Annotated in this window: 14 protein-coding genes; 5 read left to right on the top strand and 9 right to left on the bottom strand. The window is 59.3% G+C overall.

The window, feature by feature from the left end; all coding sequences use genetic code 11:
• Positions 1–64 precede the first annotated feature (64 nt).
• The 4 genes from AACY50_RS02920 to gpmI all read right to left on the bottom strand — a co-directional run bounded on the left by AACY50_RS02920 (position 65) and on the right by gpmI (position 5,194).
• Positions 65–841, bottom strand: coding sequence for a divergent polysaccharide deacetylase family protein (locus AACY50_RS02920; RefSeq protein WP_339538126.1), 777 nt, complete (start codon positions 839–841; stop codon positions 65–67).
• Positions 842–843: 2 nt separating this feature from the next.
• Complete coding sequence (locus tag AACY50_RS02915; protein WP_339433532.1) at positions 844–2,163, bottom strand: S41 family peptidase; 1,320 nt, start codon at positions 2,161–2,163, stop codon at positions 844–846.
• Between the two features lie 34 nt (positions 2,164–2,197).
• Entirely contained in the window at positions 2,198–3,484 is a 1,287-nt protein-coding gene (locus AACY50_RS02910; RefSeq protein WP_339538125.1) for a murein hydrolase activator EnvC family protein, read from the bottom strand.
• Between the two features lie 180 nt (positions 3,485–3,664).
• The gene (gene gpmI, locus AACY50_RS02905; RefSeq protein WP_339433530.1) at positions 3,665–5,194 is read right to left on the bottom strand and encodes a 2,3-bisphosphoglycerate-independent phosphoglycerate mutase; all 1,530 of its coding nucleotides are present in this window, start codon (positions 5,192–5,194) and stop codon (positions 3,665–3,667) included.
• A 153-nt stretch (positions 5,195–5,347) separates the two neighbouring features.
• Between gpmI and AACY50_RS02900 the strand changes: the two genes are divergently transcribed.
• Genes AACY50_RS02900 through secB form a run of 3 tightly spaced genes read left to right on the top strand, consistent with a single transcriptional unit; the run spans position 5,348 to position 6,559 of the window.
• Positions 5,348–5,761, top strand: coding sequence for a rhodanese-like domain-containing protein (locus AACY50_RS02900; protein ID WP_339433529.1), 414 nt, complete (start codon positions 5,348–5,350; stop codon positions 5,759–5,761).
• Between the two features lies 1 nt (position 5,762).
• Entirely contained in the window at positions 5,763–6,017 is a 255-nt protein-coding gene (gene grxC, locus AACY50_RS02895) for a glutaredoxin 3 (RefSeq protein ID WP_339433528.1), read from the top strand.
• Between the two features lie 56 nt (positions 6,018–6,073).
• Complete coding sequence (secB, locus tag AACY50_RS02890; RefSeq protein ID WP_339433527.1) at positions 6,074–6,559, top strand: protein-export chaperone SecB; 486 nt, start codon at positions 6,074–6,076, stop codon at positions 6,557–6,559.
• 122 nt (positions 6,560–6,681) lie between these two features.
• Here secB and AACY50_RS02885 read toward each other — a convergent pair whose 3' ends face one another.
• Positions 6,682–7,137: a tRNA (cytidine(34)-2'-O)-methyltransferase gene (locus AACY50_RS02885; protein ID WP_339433526.1), complete on the bottom strand. Its 456-nt coding sequence runs from the start codon at positions 7,135–7,137 to the stop codon at positions 6,682–6,684.
• On the opposite strand from AACY50_RS02885, the gene AACY50_RS02880 reads away from it, so the two are divergent.
• Positions 7,136–7,576: a hypothetical protein gene (locus tag AACY50_RS02880; RefSeq protein WP_339433525.1), complete on the top strand. Its 441-nt coding sequence runs from the start codon at positions 7,136–7,138 to the stop codon at positions 7,574–7,576. The two genes, AACY50_RS02885 and AACY50_RS02880, sit on opposite strands and share 2 nt — an antisense overlap.
• A gap of 403 nt (positions 7,577–7,979) precedes the next feature.
• Positions 7,980–9,803 (top strand): leucine-rich repeat domain-containing protein, encoded by a 1,824-nt coding sequence (locus AACY50_RS02875; RefSeq protein ID WP_339538124.1) that lies wholly within the window; start codon positions 7,980–7,982, stop codon positions 9,801–9,803.
• 479 nt (positions 9,804–10,282) lie between these two features.
• Here the strand turns inward: AACY50_RS02875 and ntrC are convergent, their stop codons facing one another.
• From ntrC to AACY50_RS02855, 4 genes are all read right to left on the bottom strand, one after another.
• Entirely contained in the window at positions 10,283–11,719 is a 1,437-nt protein-coding gene (gene ntrC / locus AACY50_RS02870; protein ID WP_339432996.1) for a nitrogen regulation protein NR(I), read from the bottom strand.
• Entirely contained in the window at positions 11,716–12,801 is a 1,086-nt protein-coding gene (gene glnL / locus AACY50_RS02865; RefSeq protein ID WP_339432995.1) for a nitrogen regulation protein NR(II), read from the bottom strand. Before glnL ends, ntrC begins: the two co-directional genes overlap by 4 nt.
• Before the next feature lie 231 nt (positions 12,802–13,032).
• Positions 13,033–13,656: a DUF4124 domain-containing protein gene (locus tag AACY50_RS02860; RefSeq protein ID WP_339432994.1), complete on the bottom strand. Its 624-nt coding sequence runs from the start codon at positions 13,654–13,656 to the stop codon at positions 13,033–13,035.
• Complete coding sequence (locus AACY50_RS02855) at positions 13,653–14,165, bottom strand: DUF4124 domain-containing protein (protein ID WP_339432993.1); 513 nt, start codon at positions 14,163–14,165, stop codon at positions 13,653–13,655. Before AACY50_RS02855 ends, AACY50_RS02860 begins: the two co-directional genes overlap by 4 nt.
• Positions 14,166–14,532 lie beyond the last annotated feature (367 nt).

Below are 14,532 nucleotides of genomic sequence, written 5' to 3'. Positions count from 1 at the left end.
CTCACTATCGGGAATTGGGTCAAGTGTCTGGCGGTAACTATGTATTGAGCAACGTATCAGGGTGTTACCGATAAATGCCGTCTTTGCCATGGCCGACCATGGCGCGGTTACTGCGCACACTGATCATCTGCTTGATGTCGATCCACTCGATGCCCTGAGCTGCGAGTTTGGGCAGCTCGCGCTCCAGCACAGCGAGGGTCTGTGGATAAGGGTGGCCGATCATGACGGCCGAGCCCTGCTTGCGGGCCAGGGTGATCGCAGTCTGCAACTGCGTGAAGATCGCCGCTTCAGTGCGTTCGTCATCGAGGAATACATCCCGCGAAACACTCGCCAGATCAATCTTCTGTGCTTGTTGTGCGGCCACTGTCTGCGCGCTGGTGCGACTGTCGACGAAGAATTTGTGCCGGCGCTGCAACTCGCCCATCAACCACGCCATCGCCGCCGGTTGGGATGTCATGCGGCTACCCATGTGGTTATTGATGCCGACCGCGTAAGGGACCTTTTTGAAAGCGGCGTTCAGGCGTTTCTCAAGTTCTTCGATAGGCAGTTCCGGAAGCCAGGCGTAGGGTCCGGTCGCGGGATCCATGGGCATGTGCAGGATAACGATCTTGCCGGCGCGATGGGCTTCGCGGGCAAACTCGGTGGCATGCGGCGTGTCGGGCATGATCGCGGTGGTCACCGGGCCGGGTAGCGCAAGCACACGGCGATCCCGGGGCAGGTTTTGCCCCAGATCGTCGATGATCAGTGTCAGGTAGGCTTTGTGAGGCGTTGAGCTGGCGGGCTCTGCTTGCACAGCGCCCGCCAGACAGCACAACAGGACGAAGACGAAACGCAAAGACATCCTCAACGGCCGGACGTAATGCTCAGGCCTTTGAGCAGGCTCAGGGCCTGGGCCAACTGATAATCGTCATCCTGCGGCATGGCCTTGGCTTTTGTGCCGGATTTGGTCGGTTTGTCGGCGCCGCCGTTACCGTTGCTCAAGTGGCCTTGCAGATCGGCTTCCTTGAAGTAATCGCCATCCGCCTCATTGGTGATCTTCGCCTTGCGCACTTCGATGTCCGGGACGATGCCCTGAGCCTGGATCGAGCGGCCGTTTGGCGTGTAGTACAGGGCAGTGGTGATCTTCAGCGCGCGGTCGTTGTTCAGCGGCAGTACGGTCTGTACCGAACCTTTGCCGAAACTGGTGGTGCCCATGATCACGGCGCGTTTCTGATCCTGCAGCGCGCCGGCGACGATTTCCGAGGCCGAGGCGCTGCCACCGTTGATCAGCACGACCATCGGCACCGCTTCGCTTTCGTCCTTGCCTGTGGCGGAGAAGCGCAGTTCGGAGTTGGCGATCCGGCCTTTGGTGTAGACGATCAGGCCTTTGGTGATGAAGTGGTCGACCACTTCCACCGCCGCCTGCAGCACGCCACCGGGGTTGTTACGCAGGTCAAGAACGATACCGCTGAGCTTCTTGCCATTGTCCTTGCGCATCTTGATCAGGGCCTTGGAAACCTCTTCGCCGGTCTTGACCTGGAATTGGGTGATGCGAATGTAGCCGTAGCCCGATTCCAGCAACTGCGCCTTGACGCTCTTCACTTGAATCACCGCGCGCGCCAGGGTCACGTCGAACGGCGTCCCGCCGTCGCGCACCAGGGTCAGGGTGATTTTCTGGCCGATCTTGCCGCGCATCTTGTCCACGGCTTCGGTCATGGTCTGGCCGCGAGTCGGCTGGCCGTTGATCTTGACGATGAAGTCACCGGCCTTGATACCGGCCTTCGAGGCGGGCGTGTCGTCGATAGGCGAGACGACTTTGATGAAACCGTCTTCGGAACCGACTTCGATACCCAGACCGCCGAATTCGCCGCTGGTGCTTTCCTGCAATTCCGTAAAGTCTTCAGGACCCAGATAGGCGGAGTGCGGATCAAGATTGCTGAGCATGCCCTTGATGGCGTTTTCCAGCAGCGTCTTGTCGTCCACCGGCTCGACATAAGCAGCTTTGATCCGGTCCATGACCTCGGCAAAGGTGCGCAACTCTTCCAGCGGCAGCGGTGCCTTGGAGGTCGCGGCAGTGCCTGCCGGAGCGACGACCGGGGCCGGCTGAGCGGCGAACGCCAGAGGCGCGCCGATCACCAGGGCGATCGTCAGGGCCAGCGAGGTAAGACGGGACAAATGCAGCATGTCGAACGAACTCCTAAAGTTGGTGACTCAACGCCTATCCTTGCGCGCGGCACCATTGCGCCGGATCACTCGGGTGACCCTGCTGACGAATTGCGAAATACAGTGCGGGTGTGTCCTGGCCGCCACTGTTACCCACAGTGGAGATGGACTCACCGGCTTTTACCACGTCGCCGGCCGACTTGAGCAGCGTCTGGTTGTGACCGTAAAGACTCAGAAACCCGTTGCCATGATCAAGGATCACCAGCAGCCCGGCACCGCGCAACCAGTCGGCGAACACCACGCGCCCGCCATGTACGGCATGCACCTGGCTGCCGGCGGAGGCGCTGATCATCACGCCGTCCCATTTGGTGCGGGCATCATCGCCACGGCTTTCACCGAAGCGCGCCAGCAGTCGACCATCAACCGGCCAAGGAAGTTTTCCCCGGGTTGCAGCAAAAGGGCCACCAAAGGTCTCGCCGCGGCTGGACACCAAAGGGCCGGAGGATGATCTGGCGGGTTTGCGTGGGGCATCGCTGTTTTCAGCTTGCGCCTCACGCAAACGCTTTTTTTCCGCTTCCTGCTGGGCGATCAGCGCTTTTTGTCGCGCCTCTTCTGCCTCACGGGCCTGGCGGGCCAAGGTTTCTTCAATGGTTTTAAGGACTTTAGACAGGTCTGCCTGATCTTGCTCGCGAGCGGCGAGTTTCTGATCGCGTGCTTTCACGTCGTCGTTGAGTTTGGCGAGGACTTGCTGGCGCTCCTTGCGGACTTTTTCCAGCGCTTCGCGCTGGGTGTCGAGGCTGCTTTTCTGTACCAGCAACTGCGCTTGTTGCATGGCGATGTCTTTTTCGACACTGGCCAGTTGGCGCAGGGTTTCGTTGAAGTTCTTCAACTGCTCCAGGCGGGCCTGGCTCAGATAATCGTAATAGGTGAGGGTACGGGCGAATTTCTCGGGATTCTGCTGGTTGAGCAGCAGTTTGAGGTATTCCTGGCGACCGTTCTGGTAGGCCGCTCGGGCCTGGATCGCGATCAGTCGCTGCTGTTCAGTGCGCGCGCTCTGGAGTTTTTTTTTCTCCTCATCGAGCCGCTGCAGCTCGGATTCGCTCTTGCGCAGTTCCTTTTGCAGGGCATCGACCTGCTTCTGCAGCTTGCCCATCTCGGTTTCGGTGCCCTTGAGCTCTTTCTGCACGCCGGATTTTTCTTCCTGGAGCTTGCCCAGCAGCTTTTTCAGCTCGGCAATGTCCTGGCGCGTGGCGTCCAGTTGCTGTTGGGTTTGCGCGCGCTCGTCAGCGAAGGCCGTTTGGAGCAGGCATGTCAGAGCAAGGGCGATCAGGACGCGAAGCATAGGGGCGGGCGGTACCAGGGTAAGGGACGGCCTAGTATGCCCGCCCGACGCTGCAAAAAAAACGCCCAATTGGGGCTGTGTGATAACTGGAGCCGATTCGCTATTGAAAATAGCGCAAAACCAATGTGGGAGCGGGCTTGCCCGCTCCCACAGGGGTTTGCGGTGTTTTGTTGTTGAGGGTCAGACCAGAATCGAAGTACCGGTCATTTCAGCCGGTTTTTCCAGGCCCAGCAGTTTCAGCATGGTCGGCGCTACGTCCGCCAGCACGCCGCCTTCACGGACCTTGAGGTCGCGCTTGCCGACATAAATGAACGGCACCGGCTCGGTGGTGTGCGCGGTGTGTGCCTGGTGGGTTTCTTCGTCGGACATTTTTTCGCAGTTGCCGTGGTCGGCAGTGATCAATGCTTCGCCGCCGACCTTTTCCAGCGCTTCGACGATGCGCCCGACGCAGGTGTCCAGGCATTCAACTGCCTTCACCGCCGCGTCGAACACGCCGCTGTGGCCGACCATGTCGCCGTTGGCGTAGTTGACCACGATCACGTCGTAACGCTGGTTTTCGATGGCGTCGACGATGCGATCGGTGACTTGCGGCGCACTCATTTCCGGCTGCAGGTCATATGTGGCGACTTTCGGCGACGGAATCAGGATGCGCTCTTCGCCGGGAAACGGTTCTTCGCGACCGCCGGAGAAGAAGAAGGTCACGTGCGCGTATTTTTCGGTTTCAGCGATGCGCAGTTGGGTTTTACCGTTTTTCGCCAGGTAGTCGCCCAGCACGTTTTCCAGGCTGCCGGGAGCAAAAGCCGACGGTGCCGGGATGCTCGCGGCGTACTGGGTCAGCATCACGAAACCGGCCAGTTCGGGTTGGCGGGCGCGTTCGAATTCCTTGAAATCGTCTTCCACGAACACGCGGGTCAGCTCGCGGGCGCGGTCGGCACGGAAGTTCATGAATACCATCGCGTCGCCGTCTTCGACCTTCACCGGCTCGCCAATGGTGGTGGCTTTGACGAATTCGTCGCTCTCGCCGCGCGCATAAGCCGCTTCCAGGCCTTGTTGAGCGGTCGCGGCGTTGAATTCGCTGTGGCCGTCGACGATCAGGTTGTAGGCCTGGGATACACGATCCCAGCGGTTGTCACGGTCCATGGCGAAGTAGCGGCCGACGATGCTGGCGATGCGTCCCTTGCCGAGCGCTTTGAACGTCGCATCGAGCAGTTCGATCGACGAAGCGGCGCTTTTTGGCGGGGTGTCGCGGCCGTCGAGGAAGGCGTGCAGGTAGATTTTTTCGGCGCCGCGCTTGAAGGCCAGTTCGGCCATGGCGATCAGGTGATCCTGATGGCTGTGTACGCCGCCATCGGACAGCAGGCCCATGAAATGCACGGCTTTGCCGGCGGCCACGGCTTTATCCACAGCGGCGCAGAGGGTCGGGTTCTCGAAGAACTCGCCGTCGCGGATCGATTTGGTCACTCGGGTGAAGTCCTGATACACCACGCGACCGGCGCCGAGGTTCATGTGGCCGACTTCGGAGTTGCCCATCTGGCCGTCCGGCAGGCCGACGTCCATGCCGCTGCCCGAGATCAAACCGTTTGGCACGGTGGCCCACAGGTGATCGAGTACAGGCTTTTTCGCCGCATAAACGGCATTGGATTCGTGGCTGTCACTGTGACCGAAGCCGTCGAGAATCATCAGAACCAAAGGTTTAGGCGTGGTAGTCATGGAATCCACTCGTGGCTAATAAAGAAGGGGGAGATGGAAAAGGGAGTAGGAGTTTAAAGCGAAGTTCCGACGGCGTCACCGCCGGACGGGGTTTGGCCCACCATAGTGGCTGTGTATACTGGCCGACATTTTAACGCCCTGGAACCTCCTTCGATGGTTGCTCACCTGATTGAATTTGCCACTAACCACTACATTCTTGTCGGTATCTTCGTCGTACTGCTGGCTCTGCTGCTGGTGCACACGATGCAGGGCGGCGGTAAAAGCCTGAGCACCGGCGAGCTGACCGCGCTGGTCAATAAAGATGCAGGCGTGGTGGTGGACATCCGTCCGGCGAAAGATTACGCCGCTGGCCATATCGTTGGCGCGATCAACATTCCCCAGGACAAGCTGGTTGCTCGCATCGGCGAGCTGGAAAAACACAAGGCCAAAACCATCATTCTGGTCGACGCACTGGGCCAGACCGCTGGCACCCACGCTCGCGAGCTGATGAAATCCGGCTTCACTGCCGCGAAGCTGTCCGGCGGGATCTCCAGCTGGAAAGGCGACAACCTGCCGCTGGTGAAGTGATATGAGTGAAGTCATCGTCTACTCCAGCGATTACTGCCCTTACTGCTCGCGAGCCAAGTATCTGCTGGCGAACAAAGGTGTGGACTTCAAAGAGATCAAGGTCGATGGCAAGCCGCAGGTGCGCGCCGAAATGACCCAGAAGGCCGGGCGCACGTCCGTGCCGCAGATCTGGATCGGCAGCAAGCACATTGGCGGTTGTGACGATTTGTATGCCCTGGAACGCGCGGGCAAGCTCGACGCGCTGCTCAAGGCCTGAACGGCTGCACCCACGTACAGCACTCCCTAAAGACCCAAGATCGATAAGGATCTGAGATGACTGACCAACAGAACACTGCAGCCAGCGAAGAAGAAACCGCACCGCAATTTTCCTTGCAGCGCATCTACGTACGCGACCTGTCATTCGAAGCCCCGAAAAGCCCGGCGATCTTCCGCCAGCAGTGGGATCCGAGCGTCGGTCTGGATCTGAACACTCGCCAGAAAGAGCTGGAAGGCGATTTTTTTGAAGTCGTGCTGACCCTGTCGGTGACCGTGAAAAACGGCGACGAAGTGGCCTTCATCGCTGAAGTGCAACAGGCCGGTATCTTCCTGATCAAGAACCTGGACCCGGCTTCGATGAGCCACACCCTGGGTGCGTTCTGCCCGAACATCCTGTTCCCGTACGCCCGTGAAACCCTGGACAGCCTGGTGACCCGTGGTTCGTTCCCGGCACTGATGCTGGCTCCGGTGAACTTCGACGCCCTGTACGCGCAAGAGCTGCAGCGCATGCAGGAAAGCGGCGAGGCCCCGACCGTTCAGTAAACGGTTAAGCAACACCCTTGTGGGAGCGGGCTTGCTCGCGAAAGCGGTGTGTCAGGCGACATTGATGTCAGCTGATACGGCCCCTTCGCGAGCAAGCCCGCTCCCACATTTGTTTTGCGGTGTTATTTGAAACCGTTCTGGCGCCAGGCTTCGTACACGGCCACTGCCACGGTGTTGGACAGGTTCAGGCTGCGGCAGCCTTCGCGCATAGGCAGGCGCAGGCGTTGTTCGGTGGGCAGGGCGTCGAGTACCTCTGGCGGCAGGCCACGGCTTTCCGGGCCGAAGATGAACGCATCGCCCGGGACGAACGCGGCATCATGGAATGGCCGCGAACCCTTGGTGGTGAACGCGAACAAGCGTGGATTGCCCAGGCTCTCCAGGCAACTGGCAAGGTCGGCGTGACGTTGCAGCGTGGCATATTCGTGGTAGTCGAGACCGGCCCGGCGCAAGCGCTTGTCGTCCATCTCGAAGCCCAGCGGTTCGATCAAATGCAGGTGGCAGCCGCTGTTGGCGCACAGCCTGATAACGTTGCCGGTATTCGGCGGAATTTCTGGTTGAAAAAGGATGACGTGAAACATGCACGGCTCCGAAGGTAAAGATGACGCGCATTCTACGCCGCAAGCGGACCCGCGTTCGAAACTATTCCCGCGGGTGATCGGTTCGCTGGCGATTGTCGGTTTGATGATCGGTTTGATGATCGGTCGCCTGACCACGCCGGATCCGAGCGTGCTGCAGCAGGTTGACGTCACCGACGATGGCCTGGTGGTGTGGTTCAACAACGAGCCCAAGTTGCACGGCGAGATCGTCGATGGTGCGGTGGCGTTGTTGTTTCAGGCCGAAGGCCGCGCGCAGAAAGGTCAGCTCAAGCTCAATGGCAAAGATGTGAATTGGCGTACGCGAGCAAGTGACGGTGGGCTGCTGCTGACAGTACTGGCGGCGCGGCCGCTGCAAGCAGAATGGGCCGGCAGCAAGTTCGATGACCGCTGGCGGCTGGAGATTCGACTGCACGCGAACTGAGCCGAGGCTTACCGTCCTGCTGGTTCACTCCCACGCTGATTGATGCCGTTTCCTACCACACAAGTCTGCCTTTCCGCTCTTCTTCATCCCCTGTGCGCGCTATCGTGCGCTTCTCTTTCAAACCGGCAGGATGCCGGAACCTTCGTCCCTTGAGCGAAAGCCAAGGGCGAGTTCTTCAAGGATGAAAAACATGCCAGTAAAACCACCTCGCGGTGGCAGTACCCACGTGGATGATCCAGGTAGCTCGAGCCGATCGGTTCAGGCGGACACTTTGCTCCCCGGCCCATCGGGCCGCCGAGGCGCCAATTCGGGTATTTCTCTCGATAATCCTCATCCGCGAGCCGGCTCTTCCGGGGATGCAAGCGTTGATGCCATCCGCCCGGCGCCGGCCGTCGTTGTACACATGGCTCCCGATGACATCCGTCCTCCGGCAGCCGCGCCGCTGCTGGAGAATTACGTGATCAACGCAGGCGTAATGCTTCCGGGTGCCGACAGTAGAGGCATCAGGGTTTTTAACAAGCAAACTTACGTCGATCTGTCAGAGGGCGGCACTGTTCTTGTCGCAATGGATCTGGTCGAGGCAACGGTTCGTGCCCGGTTATCCCGTGAACGGTATGCCTCGGGACCGGAGTTGGTGCGCGACAATGACAGCGGCCTCTGGCATGCGCGCGAGGTGGTTGACTCGACCCTTCGAGCGCAAGTCAAACAATACCTTGCGCAACTGTCTGATCGACAGGCGGATGACTTTGTATCCCGGTTTGGTGACAAGGAGACGGTAGAGGCGGAACTCAAGCGTATTCAATCGGGTTTGCCGCAACTGGAGCGTGAATTAAGCGTCTGGACGGATGCGCTCAAGGATTCTCCCGGCGCTGAGCGCGCTAGTCGACTGTTAATGAGTAGCAAGCTGATTCAACTGTATAAGTGGCAAGGCGACTCTCTCGACCCTTGGGGGCGAGTCTATCGCGGTGGGCGAATGGTGGGCTTCAAGGCGTATATCGATCTGAGTGCATGGCCAATGCAAATGACTCCAGTTTTTTCCACACCGATCAATTCCGTTGTTTCTCTTACTCTGAGAGGTCCTTCGCCGCTGGTCGTTAAGGATTTCTTTGCAGCGTTTCCCAACGTTGAAGTGCTGCGTGCGTCAGGCCAGATGAATGGACTACCTGACGGCGTCGGGATGCTCAAGGCATTGCGAGTCGCTGATCTGAGTGACCCATGGGGCCACATAGCGCCAGCCGATATCGAACAGTTGAAAAAGTTGCCACGCTTGCAGGAGCTGAACCTGGAAGGTCAAACCGTCGGGTACGGTTTTTCGGTGCGCGGTATGGCGCAACTGCGCGTGTTGAAACTAGGTAACACAGGGCTTTTAGACCTGCCCGGCGGACTGAGTGAACTGGCCGTGCGGTCACGGTTAGAGGTACTGGACCTTCAACGAAATCCCTATATACGCAATGCTCCTGACGTTACCGGGATGTCCGAGCTGCGGATATTGGATTTGACGCACACCGGAATCAACCAGTTGCCTGTCGGGCTCGGCGCCGAGAATGGCCCCAAAGGGTTGCAAGTGCTGAAACTTGGCGAGAACGCGCTGCTTGAAACGCCTTCGCTGGAAGGAATGAGCAAGTTGCAGGAGCTCGATCTTTCCAACACCGATATCGACACGTTTCCGGAAGGCATTACGTCTGAAATTCCCCGTACAGTTTTGAATCTCGCGAATAATCGAATCAGATCGATTCCCGAGTCCGTGGAGCTTAGAGCAGGCTTCAATTTAACCGGTAATCCTGTCTCCGACCCGGCGTCCCTGAGGCGATTGATATTCGCCCGTCGGCAAACGGGCACCGATATCTGGTTGGGAGTAGAGAGCGTCGATACGTCGGCGGATCTCTGGCTGCGGCATGTACCGCAAGCGCAAGTGCCAGAGAAGCTGGCGCTTTGGGACAGGTTGAATACCATTTCTGAAAACAACCTGTTCAAACGGATTCGAAATCTGAGCCGTACGCCTGAATTCTTCGTCGAGCGTCAGCTGTTACAGCGCCGGGTCTGGGCGTTCCTTGAACAATTCGAAAAGGCAGGCGCTGTCGAAAAGTCGCGCTTGAGAAGCATCGCAAAGGAGGAGGTCAGTCCCGGACAGATGCTGGACAGGCTGGAAAAGGAGTTAAAGGCGTTTGATCCTGGGCGGCAGAACCACCCCTTGCATCATTTACCCAAGCGTCCGAGGGTCAATTGACCCCGAAACCGGGCCAGCGGTGTAAAAGCGGGAATCCCTGACCTGCCTGTATCAGGGTTCCCAAAAAGGTGGACTTCGCTGTTGGCGTCGGTCCGCTGTAAAGAGGGAACCCCCGGCCTGCCTGTACCAAGGATCCCAAAAGGGTAGGCGCATCCGTTGTGGTATGAGCCCGGTGTAAAGAGGGGAATCCCCGGCCTGCCTGTACCAAGGTCCCCGAAACGGGTGGTGAATCGAATCACCTGTAAGCGATATTGCAGGGGGCGTGCCAGTTTTCAGTATTCGGAAACAAAAAAAGTCCCCAGAAGCATGAAAGCCCCGTAATTCGGGGCTTTCATGCTTCTGCAGCTTGGGGTTTTCAGTTTTTTCTGGGTGTGTTTTGAACAGGTTGCGATGCCCGATCACGGGTCCAAGTGCATTAGGTTGGTGCATGGAGGGCTAAATGTGGGAGCAAGCCCACTCCCACATTGGGTCGTGGCTGATCAGCCTTCGTCTCCCTCATCATCATCCCCACCATCGACCTTCATCCCCAGTTCCTTGATCTTGCGCGTCAGGGTATTACGCCCCCAACCCAGCAACACCGCGGCATCACGACGACGCCCGGCGGTATGTTTCAACGCCGTCTCGATCATGATCCGCTCAAATGCCGGCACCGCGCTGTCGAGCAGGTTCGACTGGCCACGCGCCAACGCCTGATCGGCCCACTGACGCAGGGCTTGCTCCCAGTTGGTCACCGGCGCCGAATCCTGTGGCAAGTTCAGCAGTTCCGGTGGCAGGTCGCTGATGTGCACCTCGCGCCCGGACGCCATGACAGTGATCCAGCGGCAGGTGTTTTCCAGCTGACGCACGTTGCCGCCCCACGGCAGGTTTTTCAGGTATTGCTCGGTCTCGCTTTTCAGCAGTTTCGGCTCGACCGCCAACTCCTGTGCCGCGCGGCTGAGGAAGTGCTTGGCCAGGGTCGGGATGTCTTCGCGACGGTCCGACAGACGCGGGATGTGGATGCGGATCACGTTAAGGCGGTGGAACAAGTCCTCACGGAATTTTCCGGCGTGGACCAGGGTTTCCAGATTCTGGTGGGTCGCGGCGATGATGCGTACGTCGACTTTGACTGGCACATGCCCGCCAACGCGATAGAACTCGCCGTCGGCCAAAACGCGCAGCAGGCGCGTCTGGGTGTCGGCCGGCATGTCGCCGATTTCATCAAGGAACAGCGTGCCGCCGTCGGCCTGTTCGAAACGACCGCGACGAAGGTTGGCCGCGCCGGTGAACGCACCCTTCTCGTGACCGAACAGTTCGGACTCCATCAGATCCTTGGGAATCGCCGCCATGTTCAGCGCGATAAACGGCGAGGTCGCGCGCGGGCTGTGACGGTGCAGGGCGTGGGCCACCAGTTCTTTACCGGTGCCGGATTCGCCGTTGATCAGCACGGTGATGTTGGAGTGGCTCAAGCGGCCGATGGCGCGAAACACTTCCTGCATCGCCGGCGCTTCGCCGATGATTTCCGGGGTGCGGGTCAGCGAAGGAACGACTTCAAGGCCTTGTTGTTCCTGCGCATGCTGATTGGCGCGTTTGACCAGCGATACGGCTTCATCGACGTCGAACGGCTTTGGCAAGTATTCGAACGCGCCGCCCTGATAGGAGGCAACGGCGCTGTCCAGATCGGAGTGAGCGGTCATGATGATGACCGGCAACCGTGGGTGCTGCTCGCGAATCCGCGCCAGCAGATCAAGGCCGCTGGCACCCGGCATGCGGATGTCGGAAATGATCACGTCCGGCTGCTGACGGGCCAGACGACTCATCACGCCGTCGGCGCTGTCGAAACTCTGGGTGGTCATGCCTTCTTGCTGCAGGGCCTTTTCCAGAACCCAACGGATAGAACGGTCGTCATCGACGATCCACACGGTTTCACTACGGCTCATGTCGATGTGGCTCCTTGTTCCAGTGGCAGAAAGATCGAGAACGTGGTGTGGCCTGGATGGCTTTCACACTCGATCAGGCCCTGGTGCTGGCTGATGATGTTCTGGGTAATGGCCAGGCCCAGCCCGGTACCGTCCGGGCGGCCGCTGACCATGGGAAAGAAAATGGTTTCCTGGAGTTCCGCCGCAATGCCCGGGCCGTTATCGATGATCTCGATCTTGGTCACCAGGCGATGGCGGATATGGCCGATGGTGAACTGGCGCATGGCACGGGTGCGCAGGCTGATGCGGCCCAGGCGCAACTCGTTCTGGCTGCTGATCGCCTGCATCGCGTTGCGGACGATGTTCAGCACCGCCTGAATCATTTGTTCGCGGTCGATCAACACGTCCGGAATGCTTGGGTCATAGTCGCGCACCAACGTGATGCAGCCCTGACTTTCGGCTTCAACCAGATGCCCGACGCGCTCCAGGACTTCGTGGACGTTGCACATGGCCAGCGACGGCAGCTTGTTGGAGCCGAGCATGCGGTCGACCAGATTGCGCAGGCGATCGGCCTCTTCAATGATCACATTGGTGTAATCGCGCAGACTGTCTTCCGGCAGCTCGCGCGCCAGCAATTGCGCTGCGCCACGGATGCCGCCCAGAGGGTTCTTGATCTCGTGGGCGAGGCCGCGCACCAGCATCTTGCTGGTTTCCTGCTTGGAAATTTGCGCCTCTTCCTTGGTGATCCGCAGCAAGCGATCACGCGGGTGGACTTCCAGCAGCAGCAGGGTTGCGCCGTTACTGAGGATGGGCGTCACCGCATAATCCACGGTCAAGGTCTGACCGGTGAGGGCGGTGAGCATCGCTTCGCGTTTGGTGAACGGGTGCGCTTGTTCGACCGCCTGGCGCAACGAATTGAGCGCCTCGGTGGATTCGGTGAACAGCTCGCTGATGAACTGGCCATGGCTGCGCTGCCCGCTGATGGCCAGCAGCATCTCCGCGGCCGGGTTCATGTACTCAAGGCGCAATTGGGCATTGAGCAGAATGGTGGCGGTGGTCAGGTTGTCGAGCAGCAAGCGTGGGATTGCGTCGCTAATAGTCATCAAGGCCTCTTTTGGGGGCGGAGCGTGCGCAAGAAACAAGCGTGTTTGGATGGAAAATGCAAAAACCAAACCAAGGCTCCGAAAAGAAGCGTTCAGCCCCTGAAACGGGCGTTTGACGCTCGTTTGCGTGGCGCTTTGCCAGCTCTTGCGGGTACTTTCGAACCAAAATGGGTTGGAAAGTGGGAAGTGTGCAGTTTTTTGCACCAATATAGTGCGCAAAGCACAATGGCGTTAGAAGAAACGCAGGAAGGGGTTTTTCGGCTCTTCAGGTTTGTCTTTCAGCGGACATTCCGGGCGCACACCGTAATCGTCTTTTGTGCAGGGTTTGACCTGGCGTTTCTGTGCCAGCGAAATGCGCAGCATGTGGAAAGGCTGGTTGGCGGTGCGCTCGACGGTGCGGCCCGCGGCATCCAGGATTTCCACCGACAGGTTGTGGCTGCCCCGGTCGATGTTGCTTAGCGGAAAAACCGGGCTGACGCCGGGCTCGCCGGCGGCCTGACCATCCAGCAACAGGCGATATCGATCGCCGGCTTGCAGGCCTGGCTCGTTGGTGACACTGACGATCAATTCGCCGGCGCTGCTGCGGATGGTTGCGTCAGGCTCGGGCACCAGAATACGCAGCATGTCGTAATGAAATGGCGGTTGCTCCGGGGGCTTTTTCGCGGGGGTGATCGGTGCTGCGCCGGTCGGATTGGCGGGCATGCGATTGCTGGTCGCCAATGGAACCTTCCTGGCGTTCCCGCGTGGCTGGTCGGTGTAGACGCGATTGCCTTGGCCATCGACGTAGGTGAACACCTCCGCCGTGGCTTGCAGTGCCGTCAGTGCCAACACAACGATCAGCCATGCGCGGATCATGGCGTGTGCACCCGCTGCACGGTGAAGGTCACTGGAGGGCTCTGCTGAATGATCGTCTGACCATCGATCACCTGCACCGCGAGTCGATGCTCGCCACGATTGATGTTCACCAGTTGCAGGATGGGTACGTTGCTGGGCTGGCCGTAAGGCTCGTCGTCCAGGACCAGCCTGAATTGGTGCGGCGGCTGCAGGCGCGGCTTGATCAACACATTGACGGTGAAGGTGCCGTTGTTGGCGCGCAGGGCTTCTTCGGTGGGCAGGCCGGCGAGTTCGAGAATGTCATAGGCATTGCGCGACGGCTTCGGGTTGTCGGTAGTGGGCGCGGCGGGTGCGCTCGGTGACGGAGGCTCGACTGTGTTGAGCGGCGGCAGGTCAACCGGCTGTGCCTTGACGCCGTCCGGCGAATGATCGCTGTACACCGTGTTGCCGTTGGCATCGGTGTACTTGTAGATCTGCGCGGCGGCGGGAACGGCGATCAGCAGCAGGATGGAGAGAAAGAAGCGACCCATGAAATCGACCGGGAATGAACGCGATGGGTTGCAGCATAGGCCAGGTGCTGCGGTAGGCCCAACCCTGGACATATCCAGAGATTATTTGCCCGCCAAAAATCCCTTGTGGGAGTGGGCTTGCTCGCGAGCGCGGTCGGTCACTGAAGGATATGGTGACTGACAAGACGCCTTCGCGAGCAAGCCCGCTCCAGGGTGGTGCGTCGCCAATGAAATCACGGGCAATAAAAAAGGCCTCCCGAACAGACTGTGTGAAAACCTAGCAATCTGCGCAGCGCTCAATGAAAATGCTCCGTATCGAAAGATACGGAGCATTTTTCGTTATGGCTTACATCCAAGGAGAGTCTCGCAGCCAGACCAGCCTGTTTCC

The sequence above is a fragment of the Pseudomonas sp. RA_15y_Pfl2_54 genome, from assembly GCF_963971015.1.
Classification (GTDB): Bacteria; Pseudomonadota; Gammaproteobacteria; order Pseudomonadales; family Pseudomonadaceae; genus Aquipseudomonas; species Aquipseudomonas baetica_A.
This window is presented reverse-complemented; position numbering and strand designations above follow the sequence as displayed.

Excerpts from the sequence above, each read along its gene's own strand:
- AACY50_RS02915 (WP_339433532.1), bottom strand. The coding sequence starts at position 2,163 with ATGCTGCATTTGTCCCGTCTTACCTCGCTGGCCCTGACGATCGCCCTG.
- AACY50_RS02875 (WP_339538124.1), top strand. The coding sequence starts at position 7,980 with ATGGCTCCCGATGACATCCGTCCTCCGGCAGCCGCGCCGCTGCTGGAG.
- ntrC (WP_339432996.1), bottom strand. The coding sequence starts at position 11,719 with ATGAGCCGTAGTGAAACCGTGTGGATCGTCGATGACGACCGTTCTATC.
- glnL (WP_339432995.1), bottom strand. The coding sequence starts at position 12,801 with ATGACTATTAGCGACGCAATCCCACGCTTGCTGCTCGACAACCTGACC.
- AACY50_RS02910 (WP_339538125.1), bottom strand. The coding sequence starts at position 3,484 with ATGCTTCGCGTCCTGATCGCCCTTGCTCTGACATGCCTGCTCCAAACG.
- AACY50_RS02885 (WP_339433526.1), bottom strand. The coding sequence starts at position 7,137 with ATGTTTCACGTCATCCTTTTTCAACCAGAAATTCCGCCGAATACCGGC.
- secB (WP_339433527.1), top strand. The coding sequence starts at position 6,074 with ATGACTGACCAACAGAACACTGCAGCCAGCGAAGAAGAAACCGCACCG.
- AACY50_RS02855 (WP_339432993.1), bottom strand. The coding sequence starts at position 14,165 with ATGGGTCGCTTCTTTCTCTCCATCCTGCTGCTGATCGCCGTTCCCGCC.
- gpmI (WP_339433530.1), bottom strand. The coding sequence starts at position 5,194 with ATGACTACCACGCCTAAACCTTTGGTTCTGATGATTCTCGACGGCTTC.
- AACY50_RS02900 (WP_339433529.1), top strand. The coding sequence starts at position 5,348 with ATGGTTGCTCACCTGATTGAATTTGCCACTAACCACTACATTCTTGTC.
- AACY50_RS02880 (WP_339433525.1), top strand. The coding sequence starts at position 7,136 with ATGCACGGCTCCGAAGGTAAAGATGACGCGCATTCTACGCCGCAAGCG.
- AACY50_RS02920 (WP_339538126.1), bottom strand. The coding sequence starts at position 841 with ATGTCTTTGCGTTTCGTCTTCGTCCTGTTGTGCTGTCTGGCGGGCGCT.
- grxC (WP_339433528.1), top strand. The coding sequence starts at position 5,763 with ATGAGTGAAGTCATCGTCTACTCCAGCGATTACTGCCCTTACTGCTCG.
- AACY50_RS02860 (WP_339432994.1), bottom strand. The coding sequence starts at position 13,656 with ATGATCCGCGCATGGCTGATCGTTGTGTTGGCACTGACGGCACTGCAA.